Here is a 20,797-nt window from a genome sequence, read left to right on the forward strand (position 1 = left end):
TTAGAAAAGCCGCAATTTTATCAAGCTCCGGTTAGGTCCTTATATTGACCCTGATTATCGAAAAAATGCGATAAGTATAAAATGCGTATCATCGACGAGTGTTAGCACGAATAATGGCTTTCTCGAGCACATCAATTCTTGCATTGAGTTGAATTTGCAACATGCCCTTTTCCTCTCGCAGAAGATTAGATTTTTTATTAATTCAATCACATTAGTTGGGAAAAATGAGGCTGTTCAAACTTGTAAATATTCGGACTAGCGGCACTGCGGTTCTCCCTGTGTTTGGCCCAAAGCGGCAAGAATTTCTTCGACGCTTTGATCGGCATTGGGTTTGATCAGCCGACCACCCGTGGCTTGTGCTACACAGGCCAAAACATCGCCGCCGCCCATCGAGATCACATCAACTTTTACACCTTGGCTTTGGCGCGCCACGGCACAAGGATCTGCATCACAGGTATCCTTGCCATCGCTGACGAGGATAACCCGACCTCCTAACACTTTTGAGGCTTTTTCGATGGCCACCTTCAGTGCGTCCGCCGCAGGCGTAGCAGGGTCTGGCTTTAGCCTCCTCACTTTTTCGACAAGGCGCTTTCGTCGCGCCATGGTGTAATCGCCCAAATCGACCACTCCAGCACAGCCGGCGAATGTTACAACACCGATGTCGATTGCATCGTCGAGTTTGTTCGTGACTTGCGCCACTGAGTCCTTCAGAACATCCAGCCTTTTTCTGCCGCCCTGTTCGACATAGCGGTTGTACCTCTGTGAGGCACTCCACCCCGCCGAGCCGCCTTGTTCAATTAAAGTTTCCAGTTTTGTTGCCAAAGCATCATCCATATCGGCAGGAAGACCCATACTTTTAGAATGATCCAGCGCCAAAACAATATAGGGGCTTTTGCTTTTTCCTGCTGGGCAACTATCAGGGCCTGCAGGTGCGGGGGGCGGACCTCCTGGTGGTGGGGCAGCACCCGGTGGCGGGCCTGCTCCCGGGGGAGGCCCGCTGGCAGCTGGTGCCAAAGGCAAACCGGAGGCTGGACCGGCAGCAACGTTAGGTTGGGCTATTCCCCCTTGTGAGGCAGCGGATGACGCGGGTGAAGCAGGCAGCAAGGGTTCGCCGTCCGGCCCTTTGCCGTTAGCTTCGGAGGCACCATCTAGATTTGCAGGCCCGTTTGACAGGCCTGATGGTGACGTCACATCCCCTTGTATCCCCCCATTCCTTGGCAAAAAGCTTGTTTGACCAGAGATCAAATCGGCACTTGGCGACTGGGCCAGAGGCAGGTCACACGAGAATTGTTCGGCTTTTTGTTGTTCAAGATTGTGAATCTGCTGTTGAAGCGCATTTAGCTTTTGCCATCTGGACACACCCGACTGATTGCACCATGACAGCTCAATACCGAAAATTCGCACACCGCAAGCCTTAAGTGCAAAGGTCCCCACCGCGCCAAGCACGATGAGAAACCCAAGCCATAACAAGACCAACAGCATTGATCTTACAGAAAATCCGAACACGGTTTACCTGCCTATTGCATCAAGGATTGAACTTGAAGGCGCAGAGATGCCACTTCCGCTTCCAGACGGGCAATCTCGGTTGACGATGCACTGCTGGCCCGCGCTGCCGCCAATTCAGCCTGCCTTTGGGATAGCAGCGCCCGTGCATCCTGTTGCTCATGCTGTCTCAAGGACGCAACGGATTGCAGCTTTGCCGTTTGGGCAGCATACACACCCTTGTTCAGATTGCTTCTGGCACACCAATAATCATCGGTTCGGGCATCGCCCGAGCAGGTGCTTTGACAGGCAGCAAGCAACGGTAAAGTGGCACTAAGAAAAAGCACATTTCTAAGAGTTTTCAATTTCAAGCATATCATTTCAAAATTCCTCTCTATGGACTATCCGCTGACGGACACGCCAATTTCTTTTGGAACCCGCGAGAAAGCGAGCACGAGCGCGTCACGTTGCTTTTCCAGTGATGCTTTTTGCTGTTTAAGCCCTGCAATTTGCGGATCGACCTTTTTGCCACCTTTTGCGATGCCTTCCAGATCACTGATGTCACGATCCACTTCAGAGATTTCGCCATTGACCACTCTAACGATGTCCGTGCTGCCCCTCATGTTGGAACGATAGCCTTCCGCGTCGAGTTCGCCAGAGCTGTAATTGCTGTTGAGATCGGCAATTTGTTTGTTCCGCTCTGCTGCCAATTTTCCGGTTTGACTGGCCAATTGTTTATAATGGGCAATGTTTTTGTCCGCCTCCGCAATAATGGCTTTCAACTCGTCCTGTTTGGATATTTCAGCACCGGCTTCCTTATTGACACGATGTGCATCCATGCCGCCCATTGTGCCACCGGCAAGCGCACCCAAACCAGCGCCGCGAGCCATGGCTCTTTCATCTCCCCCCATCAAAAGAGCGAGCCCGCCACCGACCACGGCGCCCACAACAGCTCCCGTAACCACACCTTGGACCATGCGCTTGTTTTCGGTCGCTTTTTGGCGCATTGCCATTTCGGTCGGGCTCATCTCAGCCGGAGGCTGGCTTGTCGTAATACAGCCCGAAAGTGAGAGGGAGGTAACAAGCACCATTGCCACCATTTTAGTTTTTTTCATTTGCATTTCGCTTTCCCCATAAGTGCCAAATGGCACAGCCATCCCAATAGTCAGTTGGTTGTTGCAGTCGGAATTTGGTCGAGAAAATGCAGCACGTTTTGCATATTTCTCGCCGATTTAAATTTTGAAATTGATGTTTCAAGCTGACCGACATAATGCTTCATGTCGTCGTCCCCCCGTTGGGCCAACTCCCGTTTTGCCACGTCAGCCTGCAATGACAAGTCATCGGCATCATAGTCCGCAAGAGTCTCGACCGTTTCGAAATAGGCGTTCGAAATTAGGTTGTAGTGTGCAAGTTCGGCACGGATTCTCGGCACGTAAAACTGTGGATTCACGTTGCTGGCCTTGGCTTCCTTGTAAGCGATTTTGAGATGCTTGATTGTTCTGGCGCTCAGGAACACTTCCATCGCCTGCAGGCCACCATTCAGAACAGTAACCCGAATATTGCGCGCCTTGAGTTCGTTTCGGCGGGAAAATTCAGCCTCAAGTTGATATTGCAAGGCTTCGATTTTCGCTCTGAGTTCATCATTCTCAATCAGGCGGGCGGCATCCGCCATCTGTTGGAGCGGCTGATCCTCTGCTTCGCCCTCAACCTGCCTTTGCGTTTCCTCATAGGCGGTTTCGAGGCGATCAACATAGGAAACATCACGCGGAATATTTGCGGTACCGACCATGATGCGGAACCCCATAGTGCGCCGCCGAAATTCGCCTCCGGCTTGTGTATCAAAGAACGGCCGTTCATCGCGTCGGGCTGAATTGATCAAGTCCGGACTGTCGAGAAAGGACCCGCCGCGCACAGAAAATCCACCGATGGCCCCATGCAGACGATCGGATCTGGTCATGCGGAAGGGTTCGAGAACAATCTCCTCGGCATTGCCGTAAACGTCATAAAGACCCACTGGATTGGGCTTCTTCTTACCAATAAGTTTCGGCTTCCCCCCCGAAGACGTGGCCCCGTTGTACCACGCATAATCATCAATAGTGCCCTCGCGGAAAAACAACGGCTCATTGCGCTCGGCCGTTGAAACAGCACTGCCCCCCCGGGTTGCAAATTCCCATTCAATTTCCGTTGGCAAACGAACAAAGCCATTGTCTGCACCCAATTGTGTCAGAACACGCATCATGGTGTCGGCGTTCTGATAAATCCAGGTGTTCAGCTTGCGTGTAAAATCGACCGCGTCATACCAGCTGACATTGGTGATGGGTACATTCATCTTGCGCGACATACGCTTTTGACACGTATCGGGGCCTTTCATGACGGCGTCATATTGGCCCTGCGTGACTTCATAGGCACCGAGTAAATAATAACGCTCGTTCGTGGTCGGATCATTGAGGGTGCCCGAAATATATTCGGGGTGATTTTCCTCGATATACCCGCGCGTGCGATCAGCATTTCGGCCAAGCACAATTCTCTGGTCGGCCAAAGGGCCGATGGTTGAATTTGTATCCTCCGAGACCGTAACCACCCTTTTCAAAGCAATTTTGCCACCACACGGGATGGGCAACAAAAGAACATTTGGATCATCGGCTGGGTTATAATATTTGGGGTCCCAGTCTTGTTGAGCCACCGCCATTGGAACCATGAATGCCATCGCAGCAAGTCCCAATAGAACCTTCAAGAAAAGCCACAGCGTCGATTGGATTTTTTGCAATAGGTCAGGCATCACGAAACAGGTCCCCGGGCCGGATTTTGGATGATTGAAAAGCGATGAAGCAGGCGATCAAGAGCTGGAGGGCGAGCACCACGGCATTGATCACCGCGAGATGCCCCGCTGGCAAAACAAAGATATCGGTTTGATCTAGCGTGTAAAACCGGAACTGGTGATTACCCAAAAGCATGGTGAGGTAGGTGATCGCGCCAGCGATAAGTAGACCACCCAACGCATTAAAAAGCCCGATAAACACAAAATACATGCCGACCCCGACTTGCCCCTGCCCCATCAGACCCAGCAACGCGACATGAGACCGGAGCCTTTCCAACTGCACCACCATCCAGGACCATACCGACAGAACCAACCCCACCATTAAAACCAGAGAGATTGCGACGACGATGCGGCTCAGAACACGATCCAGACGTGCGATCACCTCGATGCGATTGGCGTTGCTCTCGACAGTGTATCCCAGCTGCCGCATCGCCTCGGTCAAGTGGACAACGCTTTCTATGCGGTCCGCATAAAGGCGCAAGCCAGAAGCAACGTCAGGGCGCTCATCAAGCGAAGTTCCCTTGTTTTTGCCGCGATGGGGCAGAGCATATCCATCCAAAAAGGCTTCGACATCCTTTATGATGGCAGGAGCCACAAACACCCAATTACCCGAAACGCCTTCTTTCGATGTGATGTCAGCCACGGTTAGCCCGATGCGCAGATGCTCACTTTGAGACCGTCGTGCGTTGGCGATCTCAAAATGGTCCCCGATGCTCAGGCCCATTTGTTTGGAAAGTTTTTGTGATAGCACTGCATGTCCGGAATCAAGCAAGCCAGCGCCGCTACTCACGAGCGGATCGCCAACCGCTGTTGGCATCAGAGAAACCGGCGTACGCTTGCGACCATTGTCTCGGCTGGCAAAAGCGCGGGTCGACAAATAACGAGCGGTCGGGATGGAAAAACCAACACCATCCAGCGCGGTTATTTCAGACCATTGTTCGGATGTGATTATATAGTCGCCTTTGACGCGGATCTCCAGGCTGGCGGGAGACGAGCGCAGCGCGTCCATCATGGATTGGATGAAGCCCACCTTCATGCTCCAAAGCAGCATCGCGGGCACCAAAACAGACACAAGCGCGATCATAGCCGCAATATTGGGGCGCGGGGCGCGTGTGAGGCTTTTAAATGCAAGGCTCAAAGCGATCATCGGGCGCCCCCAACCAAAGACCCACTCCCTTGCTTACTCAGCCCAAGGGATAAGTCTCCCCCCCGACGGGTCTTGGCGGGTCCTGCAGCACAAGATCGGCGCTCCAATTCCCCCGCCATGTGGCTTTTGCCCAGAGAGCATGTTTGGATCGAGCAAAACTCAAAACCGCATGCTTTAGCCAATTCCCAATCGTGGGTAATCATAATCAGGGCAGCGCCGGTTTGAACCGCAGCCCAGTCGATTGTTTCAAGGCACTGTCTGGCTGTTTTAGGGTCCAGCGCCCCAGTTGGCTCATCACACAGGATCACTGATGGGCGATGGCTTAAAGAGCGAGCGATGGCCGTTCGTTGCTTTTGACCTTGCGAGATCTCGGAAGGAAACGCCCCTGCAATCATCGTCAGGCCAAGGCGATCTAAAAGCACATCAATAAAAGCGGGGTCCGGCCGCTTGGCAACAAGCTGTTGCAAGGTGACATTTTCACGCACCGACAAAAATGGAAAAAGCGGGCTTCTTTGCATGACATAACCAAAGAAAGAAGCGCGAATGCGCGCACATTTCTGAGGCTTGGTGGCAATTTGTTTCAGATCATAACTCTTGTCCCCGACCGCCAGCGCAAATCGCTCGCACTTATCGGGTTGGCTCGCCATGGCAAGAATATCCATAGCGGTGGTTTTCCCGGATCCCGTGGCTCCAATGATGGCGACCTTCTCTCCGCTCTTGACTTCAAAACAGGGTATATTCAGATCAAAACAGCGATCAGGGTCCTTGAGATTTTTGTGAATCTGGGAAACGTCAAGCCTGATCATGGCATGCGGTCCAGCGACACTGTGGTGACATGCTCACCCTCGACCGCATCCTCATGCAAAGGGAACCAGCGTTCTGGATTGTTATGCACGCGCTCGTAATAAAGAAGCTTGGATTCCAACGCGTTCATCAGGTCGCGCTGCTCGGGCGCACTCAATGTCACCCAATCTGTCATAGTCATTGCCGTGGTCTGGCTTTTATAGGGCAAATCGTCGAGATACTCGGCAATAGCATCACCCAGTTTTTGATCGTCCCGCACCTGCGTTGGATCGTTTGACGTTCGAACAGCCAATTCCTGGATGTCTTCAAAAAAAGCATTGGCATCGATTATGCCACCGGGCCGATTGGCTTGATCAACAATTTCGCGCAAATTGCCTGCCATGGTAGAGAGCTGATTTCTTGTCAGCATGATACGGATGTCCAGCGCTTGTCGACTGTAGGCACCAAAGGCATGATCAATGGTCCAGGCTTTATAAAAGTCCGGAGCCTGCTCACCCTGCTGATTGCCTCTGAACTCAAGCTGGAAGGCCCGCGCAGCACGTTGCAAGTTGGCCTCTGTAGAGGTATCGGCCTCGTCCGGTTGCTGGATTTCGCTGTCATTGTAAATTTTTCTGGAAGTGGTAACGATCAGATTGGACAAAGTGCTGACCTTGGAACCGAACGTTCCGATGTCTCCGCCTTTGACGCTGGTATAGAGGTCGTTGACCGACCCTACAAACCGCGACACCTGACGATAGCGCGCCTCGGCGCCTTGATGATCTTTTTTGCCTTGCGGGGTTTTGAGATGCATCACCAGCAGCTTGATGCCGCCATCGTTCAGATCACCGGCGAGCTCGGGAATATCCAACTGGTGAGCAAAATTATCGCCATCTTCCGGCGACTTTGGGCCGGCGTCGGTGACCAGAATGATATATTTTGCACTGTAGGGCTCCCAATTATTGTCACTTCTGGCAAAGGCAATGCCACCGATTGAATCCTCCCGAAATCCTTTGGTAGCGACTTTTGCCACCTCCATTTTGTCGATGGCGGTGACAAAATGATCAACATCAGCCTCTTCTCCAAGGGGCAACAGATTCTTGACGTGATAGCCAATGCCGGGGTTTGTCTTTTTTGATTGCCGAAAGCCGACCAAACCGAAAGAGACTTTGCCGGACAGTTCGGAGTTCTGAAGTTCAACCCCGATCTGCTCGATGACTTCCTTGGTTTGGCGGATGAAAGGCACCATGGATTTTGTGGTGTCGATGACAAAGACCACCCCAACCTTAAACTCTTGTTCTTCCGTTTTGGCCTCACGACTGGTAACCGACGCGACCTGGATCAAATTGCCCTCGTTGTCATCGGGGAAATAGGTCGATTCATGATCAAGAATGGGCAGCAAGTAGAAGTTGTTGGTATCGTTGATGGCATTTTCCGGCTCAACAGCGACGGCGTGTTCGCTGGAGGCAAAGGCGGCTGGATCTTCATAAGTTTCCAGATCTTCAGCCAGTTGATCAACGTCTTTATAAAACAAATGCCGCACACGACCGGCTGATGCACGGTTATTGAAGGCCACAACAATAGACTGCTTCCAATCGACAACCCGATCGGTCTTGATCCAACCGGCAGCCTCACCGCTGCTGTTGGCTCCCACCTCGGTGAAACCGTTTTTCTCGCCATAGACATAATAGACAGAAAAAGTCGGGACATTATGCTCTAACACCCGTGCTGTTGTTCCCGGCTTGGACATCAACTTGGCACCCGGCTTGACCACAATGCGCCTGAACAGGGTTTTCTTGCCGGGCATGAGTTGGGCCTGACGGCTCACTCCATCGGCAAACGCCGGATGCCCACCCAAAAGTGACGGACTAACGACAAGGCACACCAGAAGAAATACAAATATAGTCAATGATTTAATCATGTAACATGTCCCGCAAGTTGCTAGCTGCAATAGTCATCAAAGGTTGTCCGTGCTTCTGCATCCTCGTAATATTTGGGCTTTAGCAGTTGACACAAATCGTCGATTTCGGTGGACACAGAATTGTCCCCATTGGCGCTCAGTTGGGTGTAATATTGAAGCGCCGTGCGCGGATTTTTGATCGCATCCTGCCGTGTTGCTATTTCCTTTGTGGGGTCAAAGATCTCGGCATACTCTCGCATTGCTAAGGCATGATCTTTGCCCGCAGACAGACGCAAAAAATCATCCGATATGTCGAGCAAATCAGGCTGAGAGGATGTCTCATGCGCGGCTTCATAGAGCTGGTCACCCGACAATTCTTCATTGACCAACATGCTCTGCCAATAAGCACGATCCCGAACCGGTGCTGTGGATGTTTGCGAGGGGAGCTGTTGCTGAGCTTCAGCAACAACACTCTGCTCCTCACCCCAAAGGGCTGAGAGCTCATCATAATAAAGCCATGCAAACACTCCGGCCCCGATCCACAGCAAACACATGCCTGCGACCACAGCAAAAAGCTTCCATTTGGATAGTCGGGTATCCTCCCCCACGCCAAAATTTTCGAGAGGGGCTTCTTCGTTCTCAGTTTCCAGACCAGCAGAGAACGCCGCTGCATTTTTCCTTATCGCATCGCTATTATCACGACCCTTATTTTTCTTCTTAGGCTGAGATGAAACCAGCCCCGACCCCACACCCCGACGACCAGAGATCGGCACATTGGGCCAAAAATCTTCGACCATTGCCGCCAATTGAGGCACTGTAATCTTGATAAAATCGCCCTCTTTTAGATGATCGACAACATTGGGGCCTAACAACAATCTGTTGTCAGAGGCGTCTTCGACAGCCAGCTCTAGTGGCGTACTCTGCCAACAATCCAATCCCAAATACCGATCTTTGTCGGCTTCGCGTTCCACAACCACTCGCATTTGTGGCGAAGCGTCTTGTCCAATATCGAGCCAAGCGTGGCCCGGTCCGTGCTCTCTGTGTGCGGAAGTTATGGTCATGGAATATCGCGTCCCTGATCGGCTCTTTTGGTGTTTTAGTTGGAGAATTGAGCGATAATGTCACCCAGCTTGGCATTGAGGATTGGATCAACATCCAGAGTCCCGCCTTTTGCGTTGTCCTCAACGGTTTTGTAGAAGGCATGGATCCAGTCGTCGACATAACGGCTGGTAAAGGGCTCGGCCTCGCTGGCAATGCCGCTGGCGTCAAAGGCAATTGGTCGCGCTTTAAAGACAGGTCTGCTATCGCTCTCATATTGAATCGCTGCGCGCTTTTCTTCAGGCAAACGCGTCATGCCCAGATCTGATATAAAGCCATTGAGCAAACGTTCGGCGGCAACAGTTGCCTTGTCGATGAGTTCATCCCTGCGGTCGACAAAGGCAATGCGCTCGATTTGTTTTTCCAGCAAATCGGCGAGCGCTACCCTCTGGCCTGCCTGCGCAATTTCTTTAGCGATCTCGCGAAGCCCTTCACCCGACACTCCGGTCATCATAGAAAAACTGGGGTTATCCGCACGGTCAAATAGATTTTCGATCATCGCGGCGGTTGCGGCCTCCGCCATCAACCGTTCGCGACTTTTGCGCACAGCCTGCCGCGCCTCTTCGGAAGCTGAAGCCGTGACCGAGGATGCAACAGACGAAGGTGCCGCGGAGCCGGATGTCCGACTTGCGCCAGGTCTGGGTCGCGGTCGGTTTGCCCCCGGGCGCGGACGCGCTGGTACAGCACTCACAGTCGATTGCGGAGCATCGGCTACAGCTTGATCCGCTTTGGGTTCCACGACGCGAGACAGGCTTGCGTCATAAAGGCGATCGGCCAAGTCCCCTGCCTCAATCATGAAGCCCTTTAATAAGGAACCGAACCGGAAATTCTCGTCACAAACATAAAGCTCTTGCAGCACCCGATCTGCCACCACCAAACGCTCTTCCAGCCGCGTGTCCGTGTTGGAACTGACATAGAAAGGCGAGAGGCGCTCGAACAATCTTTGCTTGAGCTTGGCGAGTTTGAACTTGATCTGTTTTTCTTTGATTTCGGGTTCACAAATTGGGGCAAGATTGCGCGCGATATGGCTCGCACCACCGTCATTCAGCTCCATCATTTCATCAAAAGCACGAGCAGGATCTGCAAAATGCTCTATGGCCGATGGCACATTGATAAAGGTGGTTTTCAGGTTCGAAAGAAAGTCTTTTTTGCCATCAAGGATCGCCTGTTCGCGCTCATCAGCAATGTCGAAAATCTCACCATTAAGAACGTTCGGATTGCGCATCAAAAAGCTATTTTTGAAGGACGCCCCCGGTGTCCAGTTTTTCACCCATGTGTCCGCGCTGTTGCCATAAGACTGGATCAGTGGATTGTCGATGGCCCCTTCCAATCGCCCTTCCAACCCAAAGGAGCTGTCGCTGGTCTTCTGTTTGAAATGCAAATCAAACTTGGTGAATACAAAAAACAATAAGCTTTCCTTGTCGATGCGATCCATAGGGGTCGCGCCGTGGGTGGCGGCGATCCATTTGGCAACCACTTGAGGCAGTTGGTCGACATCAAGATTATTCGGCTGAGCACACAATAGCATGGAGGTGATTTCCTGCTCCGCCACATACCGCTGAAACAGATATTCCACCTTGCCGCGCAACAGCAGCGTCTGCAGGGTTTTGTCGGCATTCTGCTCCAGATATTTGGCAATACCCGTGAGCCCTTCGGCTTCATCATCCCCGTCGAAATCGGCCGCCTTCAGCCCACGGCTGCGATAACCGGGAAAATCGAGCAAATCCGTATGATCAAAAAAATCCCAAGGCTTGTCTCTAATCGTGATCCAGATTTCAGCGGTCAGAGCCGCAACAGTCGAACGCGGTAACGCGGCTCCGGCACCGGTATTGGATCGCACCTCAATTTGTTCGCTGGACCCTTGCGACAAATCGCTCAAACCGGCCACGGTGATAATGCTGGTGATATCAGTGTTTGTTGCATCAATCGCAGCCAATGGTACGAAAGCTTCTTTGGGAAAATTAAGTCTTTGAAGCGCGCTGACCAAATCAACATAGAGTTTGGTGATGACCTCTTGCCCGCCCCACAGGATAGAGAAAAATCGTCCCAGCTGCTCGATTGTCAATCGGGGGCAGGTTTCTGCCGCAGCAGCCCAGAAGGGATCGAGCTTTGCGGTTAAGGCTGACGCCGAAAGATATTGCTTGAAATAGTCTTGCAAGTCCCAGATGTCTTCAAGCTTGAGACCATTGAAATTTGCATTATCGTCCTTGCCCCGAAATGTCTTGATGTGATCGGCAATATCGCTGCGCTCTGGGAAACTGTTTGGCCGCCCATCAAAGAAATAGGCATTGGCGATGATCTTGATAATGTCAGCATGGGACAGCCAGCGCAGACAAACAGGAAAGCCTGACGGTGTGGTCTCGCTGCGGATGGTGAAGCGCGTGACAAGTCCTGTCGATTCGCCTTCCTTGTCGATGTTGATTTTTTTGATATAGCTAACTGGCTCATCCACGCCATCGAACATGGCAAACAGCTCATCATCAGAGCGCGCGAGGACCGAGATCAAATGTGATTTACCAACTTGGCTAGCCCCAAACACCGCCACGGCCATAGGACGACTGGCAGCTTCGGTCAGTCGCTGTGCTTCGACAACACCACGTTTGAGGTCTTTGGCTATCGAATTGCTGGCTTCGCCGATGCGTTCGATGTTGGCGGGATTATCCAACCAAATGATGCCATCTTGTGCGGCGGTCGAAACCGTTTGCGTATCATCCAGCAATTGCTTGTTAATATTCATCATTTTGTCTGATCCGCTAAATACTCAAGATACCTGAATCGAGCCAGTAGTCGCCCTGCGCCAGTGGAAAGGTCCTGAAGGATATGGACACCGACCGGGACACATCGCCGCCAATCGCATCGATGGCGTCTGATATGCGCAGGTCTTCCTTGGTGGCTTCGTGCTTCATCAATTTGACAGCTTGTTCGTCGGGGCGCTCTTCATCTTCCAGCTCCTCAACTTGATCCCGCGTCAAAGTGATCTCGATCGGTCGTGGTGGCTTGCTGTCTTCTAGCCGCAAATGATAAAGCGGAGAGGTGACCCAGCGCTCATAGGGCAATTGCCGGTAACCGATCAGGCCTTCTGTGTAGAGTTTGAGCGTTTGCTCTGTCGCCGTGCCATTGCTAGCCAGATCATCAAACGTGAACAGCACATTGTCGTTCAGCAGCTTCATGTCCTTTTCCAACTCACCGATATAGCGTGTGGTGGACCGAGCTTGCAGCATATGTGTGTAGAGCATGAAATTTGCGATGCTGCGCTCAGCCATCGCGCACAAAACGCCGCCAACGACAGCGCAAGATTTGGGATCGCCAATTTGTGTGTTGTCGCGACTACGGAAGGGATACCAGTTTCCAGCGCGATATTTACCCATGGGGAGCAGACGATCCGGCCCGATAAACAACCGGTTCAGCAGGCTTTCTTGCACGGCTGCCAATTTAGTCGGGCGGCCAGAAAGCAGTACATAATCACAATCGAAATGAGACAAGGCTTCCGAGATTGGATCAAACACCACATCCAATGTCTCATGAACGGCATCGGCCACCAGTTTGAAATCGAGCGGCACCATCATCGACATAATGTCAAAGGGCGCTTCAGGATCTTGATCAAAATCTGACAGCAGATAATGCAGCACAGATGGCGAAACATGAAGGGAATCCCGGATAAGCTCTGCCATGCTTGCCGCATGGATGACCTCATAGCGATCTTCCCCTGAATCCTCATAACGCTCCATGATACCCAGTGCTGCGGGCACCAACACCTGCTGCACATATTGGCGGCGCGCATGTTTCTGATGTTCAGCCATATTGGCACGATCCCCGTTAAACAGATCGCGCAACCGGATGCGGGCCTCCTTCACGCCATAGTCGGTCAGCGCTTTTTCAAGCACCGGTATAAGACAGCGTTCAATGATGGCTTTGGTGATGTCATCTCCCGCAATGCGCACTCCCTCGCGGAAGGTCTGAACCGGCACGATGGCACGGTCATCATCCTGAAAGAAGGTTGTGATCATCAGGTCAGTGGTGCCGCCACCAATATCCAGACTAGCGACCCGCAGAGAAGGCTCTGGCACCGCGTCAGGTTCGGGCAATTCATCGGTTTCAAAGCGTGGACGCGGCTTGCCGCTCATATCAAAATATTCTTTGATGTGCCCGCCAAACCGGCGACTGATTTCACCATAGAGCCAGACAAATTGCACACAACTTGCTTCATCCCAAGACACATGCACCGATGGACGCACCACGCCGGGGGGCGGATTTTCGCTCCATTTCATGATATCCCACAAAAAGCTGATGGCGCTTTCTGCTCTGGCCTTCATAATCCGCTGCTCGCGTACCGGCAAAGCGGTTGGTAGTGTGAGGATAATGCGCCGCAAACTCCGTGGCGCTTCGCTTTGGCGTCGCTCTGCACGCACAGCGGGATCGTTGATCATCACCATCGCCTGAAAGAAGATTTCGGCCAACATAAAACCGTAAAAAGACGAGCGCGAATAGCTAAGCTGCTGGCTTGGCCGGTTATAATCCGCCACTCTTTCCCTGGGATACAGGGCCGCAAACAAATCCTTATCTTTGCGGACTTGAGACAAGACATCGCCATGTGCGTTCAAATAGCGCCGCGAGACGCGCCCGACCGGCGGCATATCACCCTCGTCGGTATAATCCGATTGCGGGAAGCGCCAAGGCTGATTAACCGGCGCAACATCCCATAGATAGCGCTTGGGAGCCGACATACTGATGATGGATTCTGCGCCCGACTGGGTCGATTTGATGCGCGAAGCCTCCGGTCCGACCCGCACCATTGTGGGCCAGAAAAAAGCGTCGCTGCGACCTGACAGGCGCGAGAGATTTTCTTTGCCGAACCATGCTTGCGACAGGGCAACATGGCTTTCAAATGGCTCATTGTAAAGCTTCCATGGCTGTTGCAGATCGCGCAATTGCAGGATCAAAGAATTATTCAGCTCGACGGAATCTTCGTTTGGATAATTCTCAATCAGCATACCGCAGGTACGAGAGTTGCCCACATCAAGGACGAGATCTACTTCAACCGGACGAATTGATCTATTCTCTGAAATGGTATCAACAAAGCGCACGATGCCCGGCTGAATGGTTTTCTCCAGCAGCTGTATCAGCGCGATCCAGCGGGCGGCATGTTCAAGGTGATATTCTTTTTCCTTCTTGCGGCCCTTGGATTTTTTGTCGTGATATTCATCGAACAGTTCTTCGAGCCATTCGGCCACCCAGATCTGAAAATCCTGAGGCTCGTCGTCACCTTCGATAAGCTGGGGATTGGACAAAAACCAACCGATTTTGTCCATCGAAGAAACGAAGCGAAACTCGCATGGATTTTCCACATCCAACTTACGGGGAGCAACATATTGCTGGTCCGGTCGAGACATGTCGCCAGCGGCTTGCTCGGATTCGTCTTCCTCCATTGCCAATGCAGTATCAAAAGCAAAAACAACCTTATACCACAGACCATCTTCAGAGCTTCGGTCTGTATCCCGCACAACCATTGCTCGCGCCCAATTGGTCGGACCTTTGTCAAAATTGTGCTCGCTGTCGACACCACGTCCTGGCAAACGGCGCAAATAGGGAACTGGCACCCATTTGCCGATGAAGGGTTCCAGAGCACCCATTTTATTGATGTCGTAGCCCAGATCATCTCCCTGCTCGACGTTGGGCGGGTCTTCATTTGCGTCTTCTTCATTCCACCCTTGCAGCAATTTCCAAGGCACCCCTTCTTCTGTCGCCTCGTCAGGGTAGGGCCGCTCAATGAAATGCAAGCGAAAAGCATTCAGACGATTTATATCAAAGCTGTTAGAGACGAACTGGATGCCCGAAAAGGGAACCAAAGTTATGTCGGCAAAAATGGTCATTCTTCTACCTATTGGCCTCTCTTTTCGCTGGCCGATCCGATGCGCACGACCTGTTTGATCTGATCGCGACCGGCTTTACCATTGATGGAATATTGCGAGGTAATTTCCGCTCCTTGCCGACGCACGACGCGGATCGTGTAGGGCACATCTTGAGCAGGCTGGAGTTTGTGACTGTAAAGCGTCACAAAAATCGGCAAATCGCCCGCTGGAATGTCCGATGCGCCCTGCCAGACGATATTTTCAACGGGGGTAAGCGTGATGTTTGCTCCACCATTTGAATCTGTATCCAAGCTGGCACCGCAAGCTTGGCGATTGCGAAACCAGAGCACGCCACTTGTGCATTTGATTGCTAGGTCGAGATCAGCGGAACCGTTCCATGCCAATGAGACCTGCAAAGCCCCATTGCCAGCGCTTCTATCGTCGAGACGCTGCGTGATTTCATTGTCTGAAAGCGCGGGGCCTGTATCCACCAAGGGCAGGCAGTTTTCATTTTTGAAGGCGACGGCATTTTCCAAAACACGGATTTCTTGCTGCAAGTTTGTCAGCCGCATCAGTTTACCGGCGTTGGAACCAGCACACTGATTGAACCACGGCAGAAAGGAAAAAGCACATGCTTGAAACAGAAAATACAGAATGAAGCCAATGAGCAGTGCCAGTAGCATCCATAAAAAAGCTGTCATGCACTTGGCCCAAGAATGCCTGGACTTAGGTTCCTTGACGACTGACGCCACGTCCGGCGGGACAGGCGCAACTGTTTGTGGTGCCTCCATTGCAACAGCGGCTTTTTTTATGGGAGCGCGCTTTTTCAACCCGCCACGATAGGCTTTTCTGTTTGCCAACCGATAGCCCCAAGCCACCAGCACCGGCTTGTCGCCCAACGCATAAATGTGGGACTGATTGGGGATGCTAATAGCGTTAAGCAAAGCACGACCAAAAGCGCGATCCGCAGAAACCGAGCTGGCTATAAGGTCTTGTGCACAAGCCTCAATCTGTCCCTCAATCAAAGACAATGCCTCAAGCAATCGAGCTGATCGCTCCTCATCCAACATATCGAAGGGTTCTGCGCGCCCACCTTGGTTTGCATACCAATCAATGCGCGAACCATCCTTGTTGCTGACTGGTTCGGTGAAGATTGAGGCGCAGTCCATCCCGAGCCGCTGACTGACAAAGTCGGTAATACGCTCAAAATCGCGTTCAATCTGACCACCGATCGGGGCAAGATCTGCTGATTTGGTTGATGCAATTTTGATACTACGCGCCATGCTACTTGCCTGCCTGGGCACGAGGCATTTGCGGAGAACAAGAAGTATCCTCAGGCTGAAGGGTCACACCGTTTGCCTTGAGGAAACTTAGCAAGCTGTCACTTTTGAGTGCAAAATTCAGGCGCATTTGCTGTTCTGTGCTGGTTTTGATGAAAGTGTTAACCCCAACAACACGACCACAAGTGTCGGCCAACGGCCCACCGCTGTTGCCTGGCGAAATATCGGCTGAATGCAACACCAGTTTATTGCCCGAAGGGCTATCCTGAAACACCGTTACGATGCCTTGCGTCAAAACCATATCCGGCGCTGCCGTAACCACTCCAGCGAACAGCTTGATAAAATGCTCGTCCGTTTCCATAAAGATGGCAGGGAACCCGGCGGCGTAGATCTGTTGGCCTTTGTCCGATTTCAAGGCCACTGGCAGAAAGCGTTTGGCGGGCTCCCCAAGCATTTGAATGAGGGCATAATCCTGCTCCCCGAATTCCTTGGAGGAACTGGTCGCGATAACCTTCCCCCTTCTGGCACCACCTAAAGCTTTGTTGACGACGAGTACCTGACCATTTTTTGCAGGCTCCACCACATGCCGATTGGTGACAATTTTGTCCGGAGAGACAAAAAAACCACTGCCGCTGCTCATGTTGGCCTTTGAATCACTAGCAACAACCAGCACTGTCGCAGCTTCCAGCAAAGGCACAACATCGACAACCGCGGTGGCCGACGGCAAGGCCTCCTTTGGCTTGTCCTTCGATTGAGGAGATAACTGCTCAGACAGGGGCGGAGCGGCAGCCACAGGCGGCGCAACACATGTACGCTGAGACAATTGTGATTTCAGGTCACCAATCCGCGTCAACAAAGCCTGTTCAGACTGGCGTATTGCACCATCTGTCAAAAGCGCAGATGCACCTGATGTGCCCGGATACACCAGAAACCCGGGGACCAGCATGAGCAATAACAACAAAAGAGCTACGATGCAGGCGATTAACACTGGCAACCAGCAAGCACTGCGGCGATCCGACTCCTTGGTTTCAAGACCATCAGGCGCGGCACCATGCGGCGGCCCTGTCCGTCCTGCGCGGGTTTGGTCACCAGCATGGCCAAAAGCCAGCTTGCTAACATCCGAGTTTAGAGAATCTATGTCCGCAGGCTTCTGTGCCACCGGATCTAATGCATCAGCAGGAGGTTGCTCTTGTCCATTGTCCGGGCGTTGTCCAGCTTCCTTTTGCGAGGACACCGGATCACCAATCATCATCATCGCCAATTGGCTTGCGTCATAGTCCTCAGGCAGGAACTGCCCCAGTCCATGCAACAGGTGATGCGCCAGTTTGTCAGTATAGTCGGCACCACCGGCCGGAACGATGCCCCAATTGGTGAAAATCGGGTGACCATTCACAACAATCAAATCATCATCGAAGGAAAGAATATTCAACCAGCAAACGAGCATCTTTGCCTGTTCATCATTGGTGCGACGGACGCAATCAAGCAGATCGCTCAAAAATGCACGCAAGACAGCAGCAACACGAACCTTGTTGGTTTGATCCAAACTTCCCCATGCCTGGATTTGGCCGGCCTCATCAGAGTACCATGCTATGGTTGAAAGCTCACCAGCACCATCCCGCTTGACGGCCGGTTCTGAAAACATCCTAGAGTAGCGAGGGAGGTGAGAAGCGAGATAGTCCAACCCATCTTCATAGGTATCCAGAATAGGACGGGTACGAAATCGAATTTCCTGTTCGCCCTTATATCTTACGCTTTTTAGGAAAGACTGTTGTCCACTCACAGTTTCCGCCCCTCGCACCATCAACCAAACCGAGTATAAACACCTCTAGCGCACTTAAACCTAAAATTGAAGTGTGTTAATCTTTTTTTAACCACATTTCACACAAGCAATGCAATTATTTGTTGTAATTGATGTTTTGATTGACTGATTCGCTCTACAAGCAAAAACCTGCATGCAAGCCCATGCTGTCGAACAAGGACAGAGTATCGCTCCTGAGCCTCCAGACAGCACACCTGCAATCGCCGCACGGAGCGAATGCCCCCGCGCTGATCTCTCATAAAATCTTCAGGAAAAAACTTGGGATGTGGAATTGGAATTCAAATAATGGCCATCGCTTGTGATGGATTTCCTTACGCGACAGGTGACAGCCCTTTCATGCCGCATTCTCTGTTGAAACGGTAGAGGACGCTAGGGCCAAATATCAAAAACAGTCGTAGTTGCACCTGCCGGGATCTATTCCAATCCGTTCAAGTGATTAAAAATCGCAGTATAAAATGGGCGACCGGAGAGGCCGCCCACCAATTCATAGTCAACCCAACTGGGATTGAACTGCTTCAGCCACGGCTTCTGGTGTAATGCCAAAATGCTTAAAGACATCTTCCATGTCACCGGAAGCACCAAAGCTGCTCATGCCAATGAACTTGCCTTTTTCGCCGATATAGCGATCCCAACCCAACCGGACAGCCGCTTCAACAGCAACGCGCGCTGTATCACGGCCAATGATTGTGTCACGATAATCCTCGTCCTGTTGCTCAAACAATTCCCAGCTCGGCATAGAGACGACCGCAGTCGGAATGCCTTTTTCCTGCAGGATCTTACGAGCATCCATGGCGATTGAAACCTCATAACCGGTGGCAAAAATGGTGCCCTGACGGGGGCCACCCTCGGCATCGGCAAGGATGTAAGCGCCGCGTGCGCAAAGATTTTCATCCGTATGCACGGTGCGAACCGGAGGCAGAGGTTGGCGGGAACAAATGATGGTTGTTGGCCCATCTTGATGTTGAATACCAAGCTCCCAGCATTCGGCCATCTCAACGGGATCGGCAGGACGGAACACCCACATATTGGGGTAGGCGCGTAAAGAAGCGAGGCTTTCAACCGGCTGATGGGTGGGGCCATTTTTGCCAATGCCAATGGAATCATGACTAAAGACAAACAGTCCCGGAATTCCCATCAAGGCCGCCATGCGCAAGGTGTGACGCATGTAATCTGAAAAGACCAGGAAGGTTGTCCCGACGGACATAACTCCGCGGTGAACCGTCATGCCGTTCATAATCGCACCCATGGCATGCTCACGTACACCATAGTGAATATAGCGCCCACTCCGATCATCTTTGGTAAACGGCGTTAACTGACGTTTGTGTTTGGTCGCAGCTTCCAGATCGGGAGCACCTGACATGATCTCGGGAATGGCATCAGCCAAAAGCGAGAGCACATCTCCAGACGCAGCAATGCCCGGCTTGGCGGTTGGGTCTTCGGCATTTTCTTTTTTGAAAGCCTTAAGTGTGGCGTTCCAGTCTTTGGGCAGATGCCAATTCATCAGGCGATCAAATTCAGCGCGTTTATCGGCAGGCATCTTGCTGCAACGATCAAGCCACGCTTGGCGTTCCTTGGCCCCATTAAGTCCCGCGGCGGCCCAGTCCTGCCGGATTTTTTCTGGAATAACAAAGGGCTCATGCGGCCAATTCAAATTTTCACGCGCAGCCACGGAGTCTTCGGGGAACAATTTACCACCATGAGCAGCACGATCATTTTGAATGCGCGGTATACCAAAACCAATAAAGGTACGACAAGCAATCATCGATGGGCGATCATCCTGCTTTGCTGCTGCAATAGCCGCAGCCACAGCATCTGCATCATGTCCATCCACTCTCTGCGTATGCCATCCAGCCCCATCAAAACGGGCAACATTGTCTTCAATAACAGCCTGATCGGTTGAACCGTCATCCGTCATGCGGTTGTCATCCCAAAGGAAAACCAGTTTGCCGAGTTTGAGATATCCAGCCAAAGCAATCACTTCAGAGGCAATGCCTTCCATCAGACAACCATCACCAGTATAGGCATAGGTGTAATGGTCAACGATATCATCACCGAAACGTGCATTCAGGCTCTGCTCGGCAATCGCCATACCTACGGCGTTAGCAATGCCTTGCCCCAACGGACCTGTGGTGGTTTCAATCCCATTATCGCCTTCATATTCTGGATGACCAGGCGTGTTGGAGCCCAAAACACGAAAGTTTTTAATTTGCTCAAGATCAAAATGTTCATACCCACTCAAATGTAACAGCGAATAGATCAGCATAGAGCCGTGACCAGCAGAAAGGACAAAACGATCGCGATCGGGCCAGTCTGGATTTTGGGGATCAAATTTGAGGTGTTTAGCATAAAGCGCCGTCGCAATATCAGCGCCGCCGAGTGGCGTGCCCGGATGGCCATCATTGGCTTTTAAGATTGCATCCATTGATAAGAAGCGAATAGCATTGGCCATATCTTTCATATGAACAGTCATGGTCTGGACCTCCCAATCGCACCGATTCAGACTGCAAGACCTTCAGGCGAATGAGATTTTCTCACCACCCAAGACCCTATCAACTGCCTAACCGGCAAAATTCTGGTTAAAATGAGTTCAGGGATCTTCCTTTCGTATATTTATGCGAATGGTT

At 51.8% G+C, this 20,797-nt stretch carries 13 protein-coding genes; all 13 read right to left on the reverse strand.

Annotation, left to right across the window (positions count from 1 at the left end; translation table 11 throughout):
* Nucleotides 1-255: 255 nt before the first annotated feature.
* Nucleotides 256-1,506, reverse strand: a complete 1,251-nt coding sequence (locus C0081_RS23075; protein WP_146006412.1) for a vWA domain-containing protein — start codon at nucleotides 1,504-1,506, stop codon at nucleotides 256-258.
* Nucleotides 1,507-1,517: 11 nt separating this feature from the next.
* Entirely contained in the window at nucleotides 1,518-1,847 is a 330-nt protein-coding gene (locus C0081_RS05995) for a hypothetical protein (protein ID WP_146006413.1), read from the reverse strand.
* Nucleotides 1,848-1,883: 36 nt separating this feature from the next.
* A complete protein-coding gene (locus C0081_RS06000; protein ID WP_146006414.1) occupies nucleotides 1,884-2,597 on the reverse strand; it encodes a hypothetical protein in 714 nt (237 codons plus the stop codon).
* Nucleotides 2,598-2,647: 50 nt separating this feature from the next.
* A complete protein-coding gene (locus C0081_RS06005; RefSeq protein WP_101532906.1) occupies nucleotides 2,648-4,261 on the reverse strand; it encodes a formylglycine-generating enzyme family protein in 1,614 nt (537 codons plus the stop codon).
* Complete coding sequence (locus C0081_RS06010; protein ID WP_101532907.1) at nucleotides 4,254-5,447, reverse strand: ABC transporter permease family protein; 1,194 nt, start codon at nucleotides 5,445-5,447, stop codon at nucleotides 4,254-4,256. Before C0081_RS06010 ends, C0081_RS06005 begins: the two co-directional genes overlap by 8 nt.
* Nucleotides 5,444-6,253: an ABC transporter ATP-binding protein gene (locus C0081_RS06015; RefSeq protein ID WP_101532908.1), complete on the reverse strand. Its 810-nt coding sequence runs from the start codon at nucleotides 6,251-6,253 to the stop codon at nucleotides 5,444-5,446. Before C0081_RS06015 ends, C0081_RS06010 begins: the two co-directional genes overlap by 4 nt.
* Nucleotides 6,250-8,148 (reverse strand): vWA domain-containing protein, encoded by a 1,899-nt coding sequence (locus C0081_RS06020; protein WP_101532909.1) that lies wholly within the window; start codon nucleotides 8,146-8,148, stop codon nucleotides 6,250-6,252. The genes C0081_RS06015 and C0081_RS06020 overlap by 4 nt, the downstream gene beginning before the upstream one ends.
* 20 nt (nucleotides 8,149-8,168) lie before the next feature.
* Nucleotides 8,169-9,188 carry a hypothetical protein gene (locus C0081_RS06025; protein WP_146006415.1) on the reverse strand — a complete coding sequence of 340 codons (1,020 nt, stop codon included), beginning with the start codon at nucleotides 9,186-9,188 and terminating at the stop codon, nucleotides 8,169-8,171.
* A 35-nt stretch (nucleotides 9,189-9,223) separates the two neighbouring features.
* Nucleotides 9,224-11,965: a virulence factor SrfC family protein gene (locus C0081_RS06030; protein WP_101532911.1), complete on the reverse strand. Its 2,742-nt coding sequence runs from the start codon at nucleotides 11,963-11,965 to the stop codon at nucleotides 9,224-9,226.
* Nucleotides 11,966-11,978: 13 nt separating this feature from the next.
* Nucleotides 11,979-15,095 (reverse strand): virulence factor SrfB, encoded by a 3,117-nt coding sequence (locus C0081_RS06035; RefSeq protein ID WP_101532912.1) that lies wholly within the window; start codon nucleotides 15,093-15,095, stop codon nucleotides 11,979-11,981.
* A gap of 8 nt (nucleotides 15,096-15,103) precedes the next feature.
* Nucleotides 15,104-16,357 carry a hypothetical protein gene (locus C0081_RS06040; protein WP_101532913.1) on the reverse strand — a complete coding sequence of 418 codons (1,254 nt, stop codon included), beginning with the start codon at nucleotides 16,355-16,357 and terminating at the stop codon, nucleotides 15,104-15,106.
* A gap of 1 nt (nucleotide 16,358) precedes the next feature.
* Nucleotides 16,359-18,134, reverse strand: a complete 1,776-nt coding sequence (locus C0081_RS06045; RefSeq protein ID WP_180966776.1) for a S1 family peptidase — start codon at nucleotides 18,132-18,134, stop codon at nucleotides 16,359-16,361.
* A 529-nt stretch (nucleotides 18,135-18,663) separates the two neighbouring features.
* Nucleotides 18,664-20,643 (reverse strand): transketolase, encoded by a 1,980-nt coding sequence (gene tkt, locus C0081_RS06050; RefSeq protein ID WP_101532915.1) that lies wholly within the window; start codon nucleotides 20,641-20,643, stop codon nucleotides 18,664-18,666.
* Nucleotides 20,644-20,797 lie beyond the last annotated feature (154 nt).

This window comes from Cohaesibacter celericrescens (assembly GCF_002866925.1).
GTDB lineage: Bacteria > Pseudomonadota > Alphaproteobacteria > Rhizobiales > Cohaesibacteraceae > Cohaesibacter > Cohaesibacter celericrescens.